Origin of the sequence: Streptomyces sp. NPDC006510 (genome assembly GCF_040611955.1) — a bacterium.
Lineage (GTDB): Bacteria > Actinomycetota > Actinomycetes > Streptomycetales > Streptomycetaceae > Streptomyces.
Genome location: NZ_JBEXPH010000156.1, coordinates 3,993 through 19,897, shown reverse-complemented (window position 1 = coordinate 19,897; position 15,905 = coordinate 3,993). Strand labels below are relative to the sequence as shown.

Annotated in this window: 14 protein-coding genes and 1 pseudogene; 6 read left to right on the top strand and 9 right to left on the bottom strand. The window is 71.5% G+C overall.

What is annotated here, in order from left to right; genetic code table 11:
• Positions 1-163 (top strand): annotated as a pseudogene (locus ABZY11_RS33170) (VOC family protein); the annotation flags it as partial.
• Between the two features lie 24 nt (positions 164-187).
• Here the strand turns inward: ABZY11_RS33170 and ABZY11_RS33165 are convergent.
• Positions 188-703 (bottom strand): DUF6328 family protein, encoded by a 516-nt coding sequence (locus ABZY11_RS33165; RefSeq protein WP_356482710.1) that lies wholly within the window; start codon positions 701-703, stop codon positions 188-190.
• 213 nt (positions 704-916) lie between these two features.
• Here ABZY11_RS33165 and ABZY11_RS33160 point away from each other — a divergent pair, with 213 nt between their 5' ends.
• A complete protein-coding gene (locus ABZY11_RS33160) occupies positions 917-1,306 on the top strand; it encodes a VOC family protein (protein WP_356482709.1) in 390 nt (129 codons plus the stop codon).
• A gap of 70 nt (positions 1,307-1,376) precedes the next feature.
• On the opposite strand, the gene ABZY11_RS33155 is transcribed toward ABZY11_RS33160, so the two are convergent.
• The 7 genes from ABZY11_RS33155 to ABZY11_RS33125 form a co-directional block, all read right to left on the bottom strand.
• Positions 1,377-1,868 carry a GNAT family N-acetyltransferase gene (locus tag ABZY11_RS33155; RefSeq protein ID WP_356482708.1) on the bottom strand — a complete coding sequence of 164 codons (492 nt, stop codon included), beginning with the start codon at positions 1,866-1,868 and terminating at the stop codon, positions 1,377-1,379.
• 51 nt (positions 1,869-1,919) lie between these two features.
• Positions 1,920-2,324 carry a DUF1992 domain-containing protein gene (locus tag ABZY11_RS33150; RefSeq protein WP_356482707.1) on the bottom strand — a complete coding sequence of 135 codons (405 nt, stop codon included), beginning with the start codon at positions 2,322-2,324 and terminating at the stop codon, positions 1,920-1,922.
• Positions 2,325-2,466: 142 nt separating this feature from the next.
• The gene (locus ABZY11_RS33145; protein WP_356482706.1) at positions 2,467-3,408 is read right to left on the bottom strand and encodes a hypothetical protein; all 942 of its coding nucleotides are present in this window, start codon (positions 3,406-3,408) and stop codon (positions 2,467-2,469) included.
• A gap of 133 nt (positions 3,409-3,541) precedes the next feature.
• Complete coding sequence (locus tag ABZY11_RS33140; protein WP_356482705.1) at positions 3,542-4,339, bottom strand: tyrosine-protein phosphatase; 798 nt, start codon at positions 4,337-4,339, stop codon at positions 3,542-3,544.
• A gap of 319 nt (positions 4,340-4,658) precedes the next feature.
• Positions 4,659-6,599, bottom strand: a complete 1,941-nt coding sequence (locus ABZY11_RS33135; protein WP_356482704.1) for an ABC transporter permease — start codon at positions 6,597-6,599, stop codon at positions 4,659-4,661.
• 151 nt (positions 6,600-6,750) lie between these two features.
• Complete coding sequence (modA, locus tag ABZY11_RS33130; protein WP_356482703.1) at positions 6,751-7,548, bottom strand: molybdate ABC transporter substrate-binding protein; 798 nt, start codon at positions 7,546-7,548, stop codon at positions 6,751-6,753.
• Positions 7,549-7,595: 47 nt separating this feature from the next.
• Entirely contained in the window at positions 7,596-7,991 is a 396-nt protein-coding gene (locus tag ABZY11_RS33125; RefSeq protein ID WP_356482702.1) for a helix-turn-helix transcriptional regulator, read from the bottom strand.
• A gap of 206 nt (positions 7,992-8,197) precedes the next feature.
• Between ABZY11_RS33125 and mutA the strand changes: the two genes are divergently transcribed.
• The 3 genes from mutA to meaB are packed head-to-tail and all read left to right on the top strand — an operon-like array spanning position 8,198 to position 13,260.
• Positions 8,198-10,057: a methylmalonyl-CoA mutase small subunit gene (mutA, locus tag ABZY11_RS33120; protein WP_356482701.1), complete on the top strand. Its 1,860-nt coding sequence runs from the start codon at positions 8,198-8,200 to the stop codon at positions 10,055-10,057.
• Positions 10,057-12,258: a methylmalonyl-CoA mutase gene (gene scpA, locus ABZY11_RS33115; RefSeq protein ID WP_356482700.1), complete on the top strand. Its 2,202-nt coding sequence runs from the start codon at positions 10,057-10,059 to the stop codon at positions 12,256-12,258. The genes mutA and scpA overlap by 1 nt, the downstream gene beginning before the upstream one ends.
• A gap of 12 nt (positions 12,259-12,270) precedes the next feature.
• The gene (meaB, locus tag ABZY11_RS33110; protein ID WP_356482699.1) at positions 12,271-13,260 is read left to right on the top strand and encodes a methylmalonyl Co-A mutase-associated GTPase MeaB; all 990 of its coding nucleotides are present in this window, start codon (positions 12,271-12,273) and stop codon (positions 13,258-13,260) included.
• Positions 13,261-13,327: 67 nt separating this feature from the next.
• Here the strand turns inward: meaB and ABZY11_RS33105 are convergent, their stop codons facing one another.
• On the bottom strand, positions 13,328-14,209 hold the full coding sequence (locus ABZY11_RS33105) for a GNAT family N-acetyltransferase (RefSeq protein WP_356482698.1): 882 nt from the start codon (positions 14,207-14,209) through the stop codon (positions 13,328-13,330).
• 377 nt (positions 14,210-14,586) lie between these two features.
• Between ABZY11_RS33105 and rho the strand changes: the two genes are divergently transcribed.
• On the top strand, positions 14,587-15,771 hold the full coding sequence (gene rho / locus ABZY11_RS33100) for a transcription termination factor Rho (RefSeq protein WP_356482697.1): 1,185 nt from the start codon (positions 14,587-14,589) through the stop codon (positions 15,769-15,771).
• Positions 15,772-15,905: the final 134 nt, after the last annotated feature.

The window sequence follows — 15,905 nt, the reverse complement described above, 5'->3', positions numbered from 1 at the left end:
CACCGATGTGGCGGCCACGGTCGCGGCGGCGAGGGAGTACGGCGGCAGTCTGGTCGAGCAAAGGCCGCTGGCACAGGGCACGGAGGCGACTCTGCTGGACCCGGACGGCGGCCTCTTCACGGTCACGGACGTGCAAGGGCTCGCGGCAGGCGATTCCGGCTGACCGGGCCGCTCCCCCGTGCTGCGGTCATTTCTCGCGCACCGACGCGGAGCGGGCCAGCGCCCAGGCCGGAAAGATGAACCAGCAGATCAGGAACCACAGCGCCATGCCGCCGACCAGCCACAGCGCGACAGAGTTGTGCAGGGCCACCCGCAGGATGAGCAGCAGGGCGGAGCACATGGTGCAGAACAGCAGGACGAGCCCGAGCACGGTCATGCGTGACGCCCAGGTGACCGTCTGCGGTTTGAGCCGCCGCCCGGTGAGCAGCCGGTGGTACGAAACGGGCCCGATCAGCACGGCGGCGGTGGCCGATCCCAGCATCACGGTGACCACGTAGATGGTGCGGTCGGTGTCCGAGAGCTCGGCGAAGCGGGGCTGGAAGACGACGGCGAGCAGGAAGCCGAACAGGATCTGGACGCCGGTCTGCGCGACCCGCAGTTCCTGGAGCAGATCGGTCCACCGCCGGTCCGCCCGTTCCTCGGGTGTCTCGTCGCGGCCGTCGTCGTGGCCCTGCCGGTCGGGAAGGCGTGCTGTCGAGGTCACCGGGAGCCTCCGTCCGGATACCCGGAGTACTTTGCGTTCCCCCCTCCCCCACCGTAGCCGGTCACCGGGGCCGGGGTGATGGCCGGACCGTTCGCCCGGCTCTCGACGATCAGTACGGCCTCGCCTAGGATTTTGAGTACGGCATCGCGCGTCGGTCACCGGCCGGGTGAGGCGTGGAGGTGCCCGTGAGATGCCCGTTGGAGGCATTCCACAGTGTCAGTCGAGTTGAATCACACCATCGTTCACGCCCGGGACAACCGGGAGTCCGCCGAGTTCCTGGCGGACATACTGGGCCTTGAAGTCGGCGCGGAATGGGGCCCGTTCATCGCGGTCGAAACCGCGAACGGGGTCACACTGGACTTCGCCACCGCACCCGAAGGCCCGATCGCCACCCAGCACTACGCCTTCCTCATCTCGGAAGCGGAGTTCGACACGGCGTACGCCCGGATCAAGGAGCTGGGGGTCACGCACTACGCGGATCCGCACAGGAAGCATCCCGGCGAGATCAACCACAACGACGGCGGTCGGGGCGTGTACTTCCTCGATCCCGCCGGTCACGCCATGGAGATCATCACGCGCCCGTACGGGGGCTTCGCCTCGTAACACGGCGTTCCGAGAAGGGGGTTCGGCCGGGATCCGGGGACGGGTTCCGGCCGGACCCTCCGGTGCCGGGTCAGCCGATCGGCAGCAGCAGCTCGGGCCGGTCCCACATCACCGCGGGCGGGTTGGCCGCCAGGGTGCCGGTCCGCCGGGCACCCACGCTCCGGTAGAAGCCCTCGGCGGGCGGGTGCGAGACGATCCGGACGCCGGTGAGGCCGACGCGTTCCGCCTCCTTGCGCAGATGCCCGACGAGGAGCCGCCCGATGCCGAGTCCCTGCGCATCGTCGGCGACGAACATGAGGTCGAGTTCCGGCGGTGCGAGAACGAGCGAGTAGAAGCCGAGCAGCCGGTCGGTGCCGGGCTCCACGGCCGCGAAGACCCGATGGGTCTCGATGTAGTCGGGGCCCACCCGGTATCCGGCGACCATGGCGGCGTACTGACCCTCGTAGGCGCGGGACGTCCTGACGAGGCGGGTGAGCCGCTTCGCGTCCCGTGCGGTGGCCCGCCTGATGCGTACGGTCTCCCGTCGCGGCCCGCCGCCCCGGTGCGTAATGCTCGATGTCATGGACAGAGTATTACGCATTCGGTCGCCGAGCACCCACGGGCCCGTCGGGGGCTACGACGGATCGCGCGCCGTGCGCCACTCATCGACCACGGCGTCGATGTCGAACGGCTTGAGGTTCAGCGGCGGTCCCGGCGGCGGCCGCCTGACGGCCGCCCGGATCTTCTCGTTGACCTCGGCCAGCATGCGCCGCACCTCGGCCTCGGTCCGTGCCCCGGACACGGCTTCGGCCACGTCCTCCGCCTGTTTGCGCAGGGCCAGGGCCGGCGGGAGCACCGACACCCCTTCGCGCTGCATCTTCTGCTTGATCCACCAGTTCTCGTCGTAGGGAGCTCCGAGACTGTCGAGCGGTTTGCCGAATCCCGGCAACTGCGAGATGTCGCCGCGCTGCTCGGACTCCCGGATCTGCTTGTCGACCCACGATTCGAAGCTGACGCCCGCAGGCTTGCGCTCGGTCAACGTACGCCCCTCTCGGAGGATTCGAAACCCGGTCCTTTCACCATACCCAAGGGGCCGAGGAGGGCCCTCGCCACCCCGTGTCGGCACATCTCAACGCGCTTCACCACAAGGCCGGTTGGGGACCAGGACCGCCCGGATCGCGTCAGTGCGCGTGCCCGGCGGGCGCCTCGGTCCCGCTCTCCCGGTGTCCGTCGCCGTCGTTCCCGGGCTCCGCCACCCGGACGGTGAACGCCGCGGTGCGCACCTTGCCCTCGTGCTTGAAGTCGAGGAAGAGCCGGTACGTTCCCGCGCTGGGCGCCGTCGCGGTGAAGGACACCACCGGACCCGGGCCGCCCTCGTTCGGGTGGACGTGCAGATAGGCCAGGTCGCCCGAGCGCAGGGCGACCAGGTGCCCGTACGCGCCGAGGTAGGGCTGAAGGTCGGTGACGGGACGGCCGTTCCTGCTGATGGACGGCTTCAGTTCGCCCGCCTGCCCGGCGCGGAGCTCACCGCCGAGCGTGACGCGGTAGCCGTCGACCTCGGCGACAGTGCCCGCGTCCGGGAGAACCGCGGGGCGGTAGGCGCCGGAGACGGCCAGGTCCGCGCCCAGCGTGAGGTTCTCGGCACCCGCGGCCGCCGGGGTGAAGTCGGCGAACACCCGGTAGCCGCCGGCTTCGGGAAGGTCGACGGGGGTCGACCAGGTGCCGTCGGCCGCACGGACGGGGTGCAGATGCCGATACTGGGTGAGGTCGGTGGAGGCGAGGATGAAATGCAGCTCCTTGCCGTGCTCACGCCGGTAGGCGGTGACCTTGCGCCCGCTGTCGTCCCTGACGGCGAACCGGATCTCGGTCCGGGCCCCGGCCCGGACCGTCGGTGTTTCCAGGGCCAGCGTGTAGCCGCCGTCCGAAACCTGGAGTCCGCCGGGCTCGTGGTCCGCCGCCGCCTTCGCGCCACCCTCCTCTCCGCCGTCATGGCCGCCGTGCTGTTGCGCGGGGCGGTCCTCCGCGGCCACCAGCGGGTCGACACCCCGGCCCACTCCGTACGCGGTTCCGAAGGTCGCGGCGAGCGCGGTGGCGAAGGCGGTGATCCTCAGTGCGTTGTTCATGACGGTTCCCTCCATCGGGTCGACCGGGAGGCGGCGCTTCCCGATGCCTCACAAGATACCCCCTGGGGGTATCAAGTCAACCCTGGAGTGCGCCACCGCTGCCGGGAAGGCCACCGGTTCGCGGCCCCGCCGCTCAGGCGGGCACCACCAGCCCCTCGTGCAGCCGTTCCACCGCGGCTTCAGGGATGCGCAGGCCGTCGCGCACATATCCGTCGAGTCCGCCCCACCTCTCGTCCATGGCGTCCAGCGCCGTGTCGAGATAGCGGGGACGGACCTCGATGACCGCGGAGGCGATCTCCGGGTCACCGCCCGCGTCGAGATAGTCCTGCACGTAGGGCGCGAAGGCGACCCGTACCACCGGGTTCACCGCGAGGAACTCGGCACGCACGACATCACGCGAGGCGCCGATCATCATCAGGAGGAGGGCGGTGGCCCAGCCGGTCCGGTCCTTGCCCGCCGTGCAGTGGAAGAGCACCGGGCGGGCGCGGTCGTCGGCGACCGTCTCGACGAAGGCCCGGTAGGCGGCTGACGCACTCGGCGAGAGCACCATCTGCCGATAGGTGTCGGCGAACAGCCCCTCCGCCTTGCCGCCTCCCAGCATCTGCTGCGCCGCGACGGGGTCGGCGAGCAGGGCGCGCAGCCGGGCCGGCGCCACCCCCGGATTGCCCCCGAGCACATCGGCCACGAACAGCCGCGCGCCCGGCGGCAGCCGGTCGGGGGCCGCGGCGCGCTCGTCGGCGGTCCGCAGATCGACGACGGTACGGACGCCGAGCGCGGACACCTGCGAGTCCTGCGCCGCGTCGAGCCCGCTGAGCTGGCCGGACCGCAGCACGGCACCCGCCCGGACCCGGTGGTCCGGGCCCAGGGCGATGCCGCCCAGGTCGCGCAGGTTGAGGACGGTGGATGCCGGGACGGCCCTGGCGGTCTGCACGATGAACTTCCCCTTTTCCCGACGCGTATCCGAATTCATTCGGTTTGGCCGACTCAAACGTCGCACGCGGTCGGGAAATCGACAAAGTAAAACGCCGATCGAAATCGATCGGGGGTATCCATGGGGATAAAGGAAATGTGAAACCGCAATCGCCCACACCCAGGTCAGGGGCATATCACCCCCGTAGCGGAGTGTTCTCCGAATCCCGGCTCGAAGGGCAACTCCGGTCAGCGCGCGCACCGGTACGACGTCCCTTGAATTTCCGCCCCCGCGATTCCCGCCGGGGCACGGGACGGGCCGGGCCGCGGAATCCTCACCCTCAGCGGACGACGACCGTGACCTCGGTCGCCTTGACGCTCGTCCAAACGGCAGTCCCCTCGACGAGGCCCAGTTCGGCCGCCGCTTCGGGGGTGATCTCGGCGACCAGGTCCGGCGCCTCGCCGGAGGCGATCACCACCCGGAGCCGGCTGCCGACGGCGGTGAGCTCGCGCACCGTTCCGGGCCAGACGTTGCGGGGGCTCCCGCCGGGCCTGTCGTGGTGCACGGAGACCGCTTCGGGCGCGATGACCGCGAGGGCGTCCGTCCCCTCGGCGAGTGCGTCCGCGACGACCAGCCGGCCGCCGCCCGCGAGGTCCAGGGTGCCGTCGGGCGCGGCGGTACCGGGCCAGGCGTTGCGGCCGAGCATCCGGGCGACCCAGGGCGAGCGGGGATGCCGGGTGACCTCGGCCGGTGGCGCGTACTGGAGGCTGCGGCCCTCGTCGAGCACCAGCACCCGGTCGGCCAGTGAAACCGCCTCGACGGGGTCGTGGGTGACAATCAGACAGACGCCGCCGAACCCGGCGAGATGGGTGCGCAGGGTGTGCCGGACATGGGCGCGGGTGGTCTGGTCGAGGGCGGCGAGCGGCTCGTCGAGCAGCAGCAGCCAGGGGCGGGCGGCGAGTGCCCTGGCCAGGGCGACGCGCTGGGCCTGGCCGCCGGAGAGCTGGGCGGGCCTGCGGTGGGCCAGGTGGCCGACGCCCAGCCGGTCGAGCCACTGCTGCGCCTCGCGCCGGGCCTCGGCGCGGGCGACGCCGTGGGCGCGGAGCCCGTACGCCGTGTTCGTCAGCGCGCTCAGATGCGGGAAGAGCGCACCGTCCTGCGGAACCCAGGCGACCTGGCGGCGGTGCGGGGGCAGCGCGGTGACGTCGGTGTCGCCGAGGCGCAGCCGGGCGCGGGCGCGCGGGGTCAGGCCGAGGAGCGCGCGCAACAGGGTCGTCTTGCCCGCGCCGTTGGGGCCGACGACGGCGATCGTGGTGCCGGGCGCCGCGTCGAGGGTCAGCCGGTTGAAGCCGGTGACCTCGGCGTGCAGCGACCGTCGTTCCCGCGGGACCGGGGGCGTCCCGTGGCCCGCTCGGGCCGCCGGTTCCGGGCCGGCCACGTCGTCCACCGGGGATGCCGAGCCGGGTGCGCGGTCGCGCGGCGTTCCGGTCCAGCGCCCGCGCAGAGTGATCAGTACGGCCATGGCGATGGCGAGGAGCAACAACGAGACGGAGGTGGCGGCCTCCGGGGAGTCCTGGAGCAGCAGGTAGACCTGGAGGGGAAGCGTCTGGGTGGTGCCCGGCAGATTGCCCGCGAAGGTGATGGTCGCGCCGAACTCGCCGAGCGCCCGTGCCCAGGTGAGCGCGGCCCCGGCGGCGAGCCCGGGGGCGACCATCGGGAGGGTGACGGTGAAGAACACCCGGACCGGTGAGGCCCCGAGGGAGGCAGCGGTCTCCTCGTACTCGGGACGCAGTCCGGCCAGTGCGCCTTCGAGGCTGATGACGAGGAACGGCATCGCGACGAACGTCGCCGCGACCACCGCGCCCGAGGTGTGGAAGGGCAGCGTGATCCCGAAGGTGTCCTCCAGCCAGGGCCCCAGCAGTCCCCGGCGGCCGAAGCCCAGGAGGAGTGCCACACCTCCGACGGTGGGCGGCAGCACCATCGGGAGCAGGACCAGCGAGCGCACGAACACCTTGCCGGGAAAGTCGGTCCGGGCCAGCAGCCAGGCCAGGGGCACCCCGAGCAGCAGCGAGAGGCCCAGTGCCCAGAAGGAGACGAGCAGGGACAGCCTGAGCGCCTGGGTGACTCCCGGGCTGGTCAGATGGGTGCCGAGGTCGGCCCAGGAAGTACGGGCCAGAATGCCGATCAGCGGAATCAGCAGGAACGCGACGGCGAGCAGCGCGGGTAGCGCCAGGGCGACGGGGGTGCGCATGCCGGGCACCCGGCTGCGGAGGGCTCTCATCGGAGGTTCCCGTGATCGGTCGGTTCGGGCAGGACTGGGGCCTCTCGGCCGGATCGTGCCGGGCTCGCGGGGTCTGGCACTGCGCCCTGATCCGAACGAAAGAACCTGGGGTGCCCCCGCTCCCGCTCCCCCGGCCGGGCGGACTGCGGACCTACGGCTGCTGGAAGCCCGCCGACCGCAGGATCTTCTGCGCCTGCGGGGTGCTCAGCCACTTCACGAACGCCGTGGCGGCCTCGGTGCTGTTGGACTGTCGCAGCGTAGCCGCCGGGTAGGAGGCCACGGCGTTCTGCGCGTCCGGGATGTCGACGGCGTCGACCTTGTCGGTGGCCGTGGCGGCGTCCGTCCGGTAGACGATGCCCGCGTCGGCCTCGCCGAGCTCGACCTTGCTGAGGACCGCGCGGACGTTGGGCTCCTGGGAGACCGGCTCGACGGTGAGCTTCTGGGCGTCGAGGACCTGCTTGCTGTAGCGGCCGACCGGCACCTCGGGTGCGGCCAGGACGACCTTGAGCTCGGGGTTCGTCAGGTCCTTCAGGTCCGCGATCTTCTCCGGGTTGCCCTCCCCGGTGGCGATGACGAGGCGGTTCTTGGCGATGACGGTGGGCGTGCCGGTGTCGGACTTCAGCCCGTCCATCGTCTTGGTGTCCGCGGTGACCAGGGCGTCGGCGGGCGCGCCCTGCTTCACCTGGGCGGCGAGTTCCTGGGAACCGGCGAAGGAGAACGTCACCTTCGTGCCCGGGTGCTCCTTCTCGTACGCGGCGCCCACGTCCTTGAACACGTCGGTGAGCGAGGCGGCGGCCAGCACCGTGAGCCGGGCCCCGGACGACGCGGTGGACTTCCCGGCGGACTCCTTCTTGCTGTCGTCACCGCTGCCGCACGCGGCGAGCGGGAGCAGCAGTGCGGCGGTGATGACCGCGGCGGCGGTACGACGCCCGGTGAGGGTGGTCGACATGGTCCCGTGACTCCTTGGAATGGATGCGTGCCGTGGGTGACGCGCGGTCAGACGCGGTCGATGTGCACGCTGGTGGACTTCACGCGAGCGGTGGCCTGCATGCCGACCTCCAGCCCCAGCTCCTCGACGGCCTCCCGGGTGAGCAGTGACACCAGCCGGTGCGGGCCCGCCTGGATCTCGACCTGGGCCGCGACGTCGCCGAGCTTCACCGCGGTGACGATGCCCGGGAAGGCGTTGCGGGCGGAGGTGTACGAGGCGTCGTCCTCGCCTCCCGCGCCCTGGCCGATCTCGATGGAGAAAGCGGCCAGATCACGGCCGTCGATGAGCCTGCGGCCGCTTTCGTCGCGGTGTGTCGCGACCCTCCCGGCGTCCGCCCAGCGGCGGGCGGTGTCGGGGCTGACCCCCAGCAGGCGTGCCGCCTGCCCGATTGTGTAGGACTGCATGTGCGACAAGATATTCGAATCCAACTCGCAGCTGCAATCCGTCCGGGTGATCTGTGGAGCAAATGCCAGGTGCATTGGAGGAAGCACCAAGCCCCGGGTGCAGGCCGTTTACGCGACGGTGGGTGAAGGATCAAGTGCACTGGGAGAGGGCAAGGTCACAAGCGGAACCCGTGCTGCCCTCAAGCGCCCTGACCTAGCATCTGGGCATGACGGTCCTGCCTGCCGACGGGCTTTCGTTGGCCGCCGAATTCCCCGCCCCCGCCCATGAGCAATGGCAACGCCTCGTCGAAGGCGTGCTGCGCAAGTCGGGCAAGGAGGCTGCGGGTTCGGCCGCCGAGGAAGCGCTGTCCACCACGGTGGAGGACGGGCTCATCACCCGTCCCCTCTACACCTCGCGCGACAGCGCGCCCGATGCCGGATATCCGGGCTTCGCCCCCTTCACCCGCGGCAGCAAGGCCGAGGGCAACGCGGCGGGCGGCTGGGACGTGCGGCAGCGGCACAGTCTCCCGGATCCCGCACGTCTCAACGAGGCGGTGCTCGCCGATCTGGAGAACGGCGTCACCTCGCTGTGGCTGACCGTGGGCGGTGCCGCGGGTGTTCCGGTGTCCGCGCTGGCGGCGGCCCTGGACGGCGTCTACCTCGATCTGGCTCCCGTGGTGCTCGACGCCGGCGGCGAGACCGACGCCGCGGCAACGGAGTTGCTGCGGATCTGCGCGGAGCGGGGCGTCGACGCGCACAGCGTGCGCGGCAACCTCGGCGCGGACCCGTTCGGGCAGGCCGCCCGCACCGGCGCCGAACCCGAGCTGTCGACCGCGGTCCACTGGGCGCAGCGGTGCGCGCGGGAGTTTCCCGGACTGCGGGCGCTGACCGTCGACGCGCTGCCGTACCACGAGGCCGGCGGATCGGCGGCCGAGGAGCTGGGCGCTTCGCTGGCGACCGGTGTCGCCGCCCTGCGGGCACTGACGGACGCCGGACTTTCGGTCGAACAGGCCTGCGGACAGCTGGAGTTCCGGTACGCGGCGACCGCCGACCAGTTCCTGACCATCGCGAAACTGCGGGCCGCGCGACGGCTGTGGTCCCGGGTGGCCGAGGTGTGCGGGGCCACCGACGCCGGTGCCCAGCGCCAGCACGCGGTGACGTCGTCGGTGATGATGACGCGCCGCGATCCGTGGGTGAACATGCTGCGTACGACGCTGGCGTGTCTGGGGGCGGGGGTCGGCGGCGCCGGCTCCGTCACCGTGCTGCCCTTCGATCACGCCCTGGGCCTGCCGGACGCGTTCGCCCGGCGCATCGCCCGTAATACGTCGACGATCCTGCTGGAGGAGTCGCATCTGGCCCGGGTGATCGACCCGGCCGGCGGTTCCTGGTACGTGGAGCGACTCACCGCCGAACTCGCCGACGCCGCATGGTCGTTCTTCCAGGAGATCGAGCGGTCCGGCGGTCAGGCCGCCGCCCTGCGCTCCGGGATGATCGGCGAGCGTCTCGCGGCCACCTGGGCGGCGCGCAGCAAGGATCTGGCGCGTCGCAAGGAGCCGATCACCGGGGTCAGCGAATTCCCGCAGCTGGCCCAGCGGCCGGTGGAGCGTGAGCCGGCCCCCGCCGGACCGGCCGCGTCGGGCGGTCTGCCCAGGGTCCGCCGGGACGAGGCGTTCGAGGCGCTGCGCGCCCGGTCGGACGCGCACCTGGCGGCGACCGGACAGCGTCCGCGGGTGTTCCTCGCCGCGCTCGGCCCCGCCGCGGCTCACACCGCTCGGGTGTCGTTCGCCGCCAACCTCTTCCAGGCGGGCGGCATCGAACCGGTCCACGACCCGGTCTCGGTCGACGCGACGACGGCCGCCGACGCGTTCCGGGCCGGCGGGGCCACCGTGGCCTGCCTCTGCTCCAGCGACGCGCTCTACGCCGAGCAGGCCGGGGCGGTCGCCGAGGCGCTGGGTTCGGCGGGCGCGCGGCGGGTGTTCCTCGCCGGCCGGCCCGGCGAGTACGCCGGCGTCGACGAGTACGTCTTCGCGGGCTCCGATGTGGTGGCCGTGCTCTCCTCCCTCCTCGACCGTATGGATGTGGCGTAATGCGTATCCCCGACTTCTCCGGCATCGAGCTCGGTCCGGGCGGCGCCGCCGAAGTGTCCGAGGACCGGTGGCGTACCTCGGTGAAGGAGTCCGTCGGCAGTTCCGACGGCGACCTGCTGTGGGAGACCCCGGAGGGCATCGCGGTCAAGCCGCTGTACACCGGGCACGACCTCGAAGGGCTCGACTTCCTCGGTACGTATCCGGGCATCGCCCCGTATCTGCGGGGCCCGTACCCGACGATGTACGTCAACCAGCCCTGGACGATCCGGCAGTACGCCGGGTTCTCCACGGCCGAGGAGTCCAACGCCTTCTACCGCCGCAACCTCGCGGCCGGGCAGAAGGGCCTCTCCGTCGCCTTCGACCTGCCGACCCACCGCGGCTACGACAGCGACCACCCGCGGGTGACCGGCGACGTCGGCATGGCGGGCGTGGCGATCGACTCGATCTACGACATGCGGCAGCTCTTCGACGGCATCCCCCTGGACCGGATGTCGGTGTCGATGACGATGAACGGCGCGGTGCTCCCCGTACTCGCGCTGTACATCGTGGCCGCGGAGGAACAGGGCGTCGGACCGGAGAAGCTGGCCGGAACCATTCAGAACGACATTCTGAAGGAGTTCATGGTCCGCAACACCTACATCTATCCGCCGAAGCCCTCGATGCGGATCATCTCCGACATCTTCGCGTACACGTCGCAGAAGATGCCGCGCTACAACTCGATCTCCATCTCCGGCTATCACATCCAGGAGGCGGGTGCGACGGCCGATCTGGAGCTGGCGTACACCCTCGCGGACGGGGTGGAGTATCTGCGGGCCGGCCGGGACGCCGGTCTCGACGTGGACGCGTTCGCGCCGCGGCTGTCGTTCTTCTGGGCGATCGGCATGAACTTCTTCATGGAGATCGCCAAGCTGCGGGCGGCCCGGCTGCTCTGGGCCAAGCTGGTCAAGGAGTTCGAGCCGAAGAACGCCAAGTCCCTTTCGCTGCGCACCCATTCGCAGACCTCGGGGTGGTCGCTGACCGCCCAGGACGTGTTCAACAACGTCACCCGGACCTGTGTGGAGGCGATGGCCGCCACCCAGGGGCACACCCAGTCGCTGCACACCAACGCGCTCGACGAGGCGCTCGCCCTGCCGACGGACTTCTCCGCCCGGATCGCCCGGAACACCCAGCTGCTGCTCCAGCAGGAGTCGGGCACCGGCCGGGTGATCGACCCGTGGGGCGGCAGCGCATATGTGGAGAAGCTGACGTACGACCTGGCGCGGCGGGCCTGGCAGCACATCGAGGAGGTCGAGGCGGCGGGCGGCATGGCGCAGGCCATCGACGCGGGCATCCCGAAGCTCCGGGTGGAGGAGGCCGCGGCCCGTACCCAGGCGCGGATCGACTCCGGACGCCAGCCGGTGATCGGGGTCAACAAGTACCGGGTGGAGAGCGACGAGCAGATCGATGTGCTCAAGGTCGACAACTCCTCGGTGCGCTCCCAGCAGATCGAGAAGCTGCGCCGGCTGCGCGAGGAGCGCGACGAGTCCGCCTGCCGGGCCGCGCTGCGCGCGCTCACGGCGGCGGCCGAGCGGGATCCCGGCCCCGGCCTCGAAGGCAATCTGCTGGCACTCGCCGTCGACGCGGCACGCGCGATGGCAACCGTGGGCGAGATCTCGGACGCCCTGGAGAAGGTGTACGGGAGGCATGCGGGCCAGATCCGTACCATCTCCGGTGTGTACCGCAACGAGGCAGGTGAATCCCCTTCCGTGGACCGGACCCGGGCGCTGGTGGACAGGTTCGAGGAGGCCGAGGGGCGCCGTCCACGCATCCTGGTCGCCAAGATGGGACAGGACGGCCACGACCGCGGCCAGAAGGTGATCTCGACCGCCTTCGCCGACCTGGGCTTCGACGTGGACGTCGGCCCGCTGTTCCAGACGCCGGCCGAGGTGGCACGGCAGGCGGTGGAGGCGGACGTGCACATCGTGGGCGTCTCCTCGCTGGCCGCCGGGCACCTCACGCTGGTGCCGGCGCTCCGCGAGGAGCTGGCGGCCGAAGGGCGCGACGACATCATGATCGTGGTGGGCGGGGTGATTCCGCCGCAGGATGTCGAGGCGCTGCACGAGGCGGGCGCGACGGCCGTGTTCCCGCCCGGCACGGTCATTCCGGATGCCGCGTACGACCTGGTGTCGCGGCTCGGCGCCGCGCTCGGCCACGAGCTGTGAGCCGCTGACCCGATGGCACCGAAGATCGACATCGACAGCTATGTGAAGGGGGTGCTCGACGGGAAGCGGGCGCACATCGCGCGCGCCATCACTCTCGTCGAGTCCACCCGCCCCGATCACCGGGCGCTGGCCCAGCAGTTGCTGCGCGAGCTGCTGCCGCACTCCGGCGATGCCCGGCGGATCGGCATCAGCGGCGTGCCGGGCGTCGGGAAGTCCACCTTCATCGACGCGCTGGGCACGATGCTCACCGGGCTCGGGCACCGGGTCGCGGTGCTGGCCGTCGACCCCTCCTCCAGCCGTACGGGCGGCTCCATCCTGGGCGACAAGACCAGGATGGAGCGGCTCGCGGTGGACCCGGCGGCGTTCGTACGCCCGTCCCCCACCGCCGGGACGCTCGGCGGGGTGGCCAAGGCGACCCGGGAGTCCATCGTGGTGATGGAGGCCGCGGGATACGACGTGGTGCTGGTGGAGACGGTCGGCGTCGGACAGTCGGAGACGGCGGTGGCCAATATGGTCGACACGTTTCTGCTGCTGACGCTGGCCCGTACCGGCGATCAGCTCCAGGGCATCAAGAAGGGCGTCCTGGAGCTGGCGGACGCGATCGCGGTCAACAAGGCGGACGGCCCGCACGAGCGCGACGCGCGCGCGGCCGCGCGTGAACTGGCGGGTGCGCTGCGGCTGATGCACCCGGTGGACGCGGCGTGGACGCCTCCGGTGCTCACGTGCAGCGCCCGTGAGTCGGCCGGTCTCGACACCCTGTGGGAGCGACTGGAGCAGCACCGCGCGCTGCTGGAATCGACCGGGCGGCTCGCCGCGAAGCGGCGTGACCAGCAGGTCGACTGGACGTGGACGATGGTGCGGGACGAGTTGCTGGAGAGTCTGCGCGGCCATCCGGAGGTGCGTGCGCTCGCTCCGGGGCTGGAACAGCTGGTACGGGACGGCGAGTTGACCGCCACGCTGGCGGCGGAGCGGATACTGGCCGCGTTCCGGGGAACGGCCTGATCCGAACGCGAGGCCCGGGAGCTGTCCGGCGGGCGGGGCTCCACCCCGACCGCCGGACGGCAGGCTCCTACAGATCGAGCTGGTACTCGACCGACTTGTGTGTCGGTTCGTAGCCGAGCGCGTCGTTGATGCTCCGCATGTGCGTATTGCTGTCGGCGGTGTCCGTGAGCAGCCCTTCCAGACCCGGGTGGCGTTCGCGGGCTTCGAGGATGGACCGCACCTTCATCCACCGGCCGAGGCCGTGCCCCCGGTGCTCGGGAAGGACTCCGGTGCCGTAGTGCTGGGCGTCGCCCCTTCCGTCGCCCGGGACGACGAGTTCCGTGAAGCCCACGATCGTGGAGTCGGACTCGTCGACCGCCGCGACCGTGTGGAGCAGCTCACCGCGTGCCGCGACGGCCGTCGCCGCGGACCGGACCCGGTCCACGTCCCAGACGACCGTGCCGAAGTCGGTGTCGTCCATCGGCATGTCGTCCATGGCCCGGCGAGAAGCGGCGAAGGTCGGCGCGAGCTCGTCCGGGACGGCGCCGTCCCAGGAGATGAGCCGGTAGCCCGGATGCGGCTGCCCGACGTCCCGGTGCAGGGCCTCGATGTCGGCCTTCGCCAGCGGAAGCCGGACGTACGTCAGGGTCAGGACCTTGCGCAGCCCCTTGGCCCGCAGGAAATGATCCCCCGCCGTGCCGGCCTCGACCTGGGCGATCACACTGCGCCGGCCCTCCTCGCGGGCGGCTTCGACCGCCGCGTCGAACAGCCGCGAACCGACTCCGCCGCGGCGCTCCGCGGGATGGACGTGGATGTCCAGTTCAGCGAGGTGTTCCTGGCCCTCGCGGGTGAAGACGCGCAGGAACGCCGAGCCGACGGGGCTGCCCGCGCGGTCGGAGGCGAGCCAGGCCAGACGGTGGCTCCCGCCGGACCGTTCGGGGTCGGTCAGTGCGGTGATGCGTATCGACAAGATGACTCCTCCGCGCCCGGGGCGCCGGTCAGGATGGGTGAGCGGGCGGGTGGCCCGGAGAACCACACCACTCCGCGAACGCCACGGCAACCGGATATCGATGCCCTCGGCACGGCCCTGCTGACCGAGGGCCGTGGTACTGTGCGATTGGTACACGCGTCCGCCTGGCTTTCGAGGCACCGGTGCCGAGTCACCTCTCCGAAGCTGTCGCACCCGTCCTTCTCCGACCGGTGATCCAGCTTTCCGTATCACCTTCATCCAGTTCGGACCGGGTTCCCTCCGTTCGGACTTTCCCGCCCGTCGTCGGGGGCGTGCTCTCCTCCGCCCCGTGCCGTCCGGCCCCTTCGTTCGCCTTGTCCGCGAAAGGACCACTCTCCATGACCAGCACTCTCGTACACCCATTGCATCAGCAGGAGTTGACCACCGAGGCCACCGAGGCCACCGAGGCCACCGAGGCCGCCGACGCCACGGGGGCCGTCGGCGTCCTCGACATCACCCACCAGGGGAACGGCGCGCTGCGCGCCCGGGACGGCCGCCCCTCCCCCGGCGACGTACTCGTCCCGGCCGCCCTGATCCGCCGTCACGGCCTGCGCCGGGGCGATGCCGTCGAGGGACTCTGCGACCGGCCCCGCTCCCTGTCCACCGTGGAGCGGGTCAACGGCCGCTCCCCGCAGGCGCTTCGCGGCCGGCCGCACTTCCGCGATCTCACCCCGCTCCACCCCAGGCAACGGCTGCGGCTGGAGACTCCGTCCGGCGGCGCCGCGATGCGTCTCGTCGACCTGGTCGCACCGATCGGCAAGGGGCAGCGCGGGCTCGTCGTCGCGCCGCCCAGGACCGGAAAGACGGTCCTGCTCCAGCAGGTCGCCGCCGCCGTCGCCGCCAACCATCCCGAATGCCTGCTGATGGTGGTGCTGGTCGACGAACGCCCCGAGGAGGTCACCGACATGCGCCGGTCCGTGCGGGGAGAGGTGCTTGCCTCGACGTTCGACCGGCCCGCGAAGGAGCACATCGCGGTCGCCGAACTCGCGGTCGAACGTGCCAAGCGACTGGTCGAGCAGGGCCAGGACGTCGTCATCCTGCTCGACTCCCTCACCCGCCTGTGCCGCGCCCACAACAACGCCTCCGCCGCGGGCGGACGCACCCTCAGCGGCGGCGTCGACGCGGCCGCCCTGCTCGGCCCCAAGCAGCTCTTCGGCGCCGCACGGCTCACCGAGGAGGGCGGCTCCCTCACCATCCTGGCCACCGCGCTGGTGGAGACGGGCTCCCGCGCCGACGACTACTTCTTCGAGGAGCTGAAGAGCACCGGCAACATGGAGCTCCGGCTCGACCGCGCACTGGCGGACAGACGCACCCATCCGGCTGTGAACATCCCGGCGTCCGGCACCCGGCGCGAGGAACTCCTCGTACCGGAAGGCGAGTTGCGGGTGGTACGGGGGCTGCGGCGCGCGCTGGGCGGCAGGGACCCGAAGACCGCGCTCGAAACGCTGCTGGACCGGATCCGCCGCACCCCGGACAACGCGGCGTTCCTCCGCGCCGTCCACCGCACCGTCCCCGAGGCCTGAGCCCGTCCGAGCGGGAGCCCGGACCGGCGGATGGGCGCGCGGGCGACGGCCGGCCCCACCGGCCGGGGCCCCCCCCCGCCCGACAGCGGGGTACGCGGCAAGGGCCTCGGCGGGAACTCCGTCGGCCTGATGGG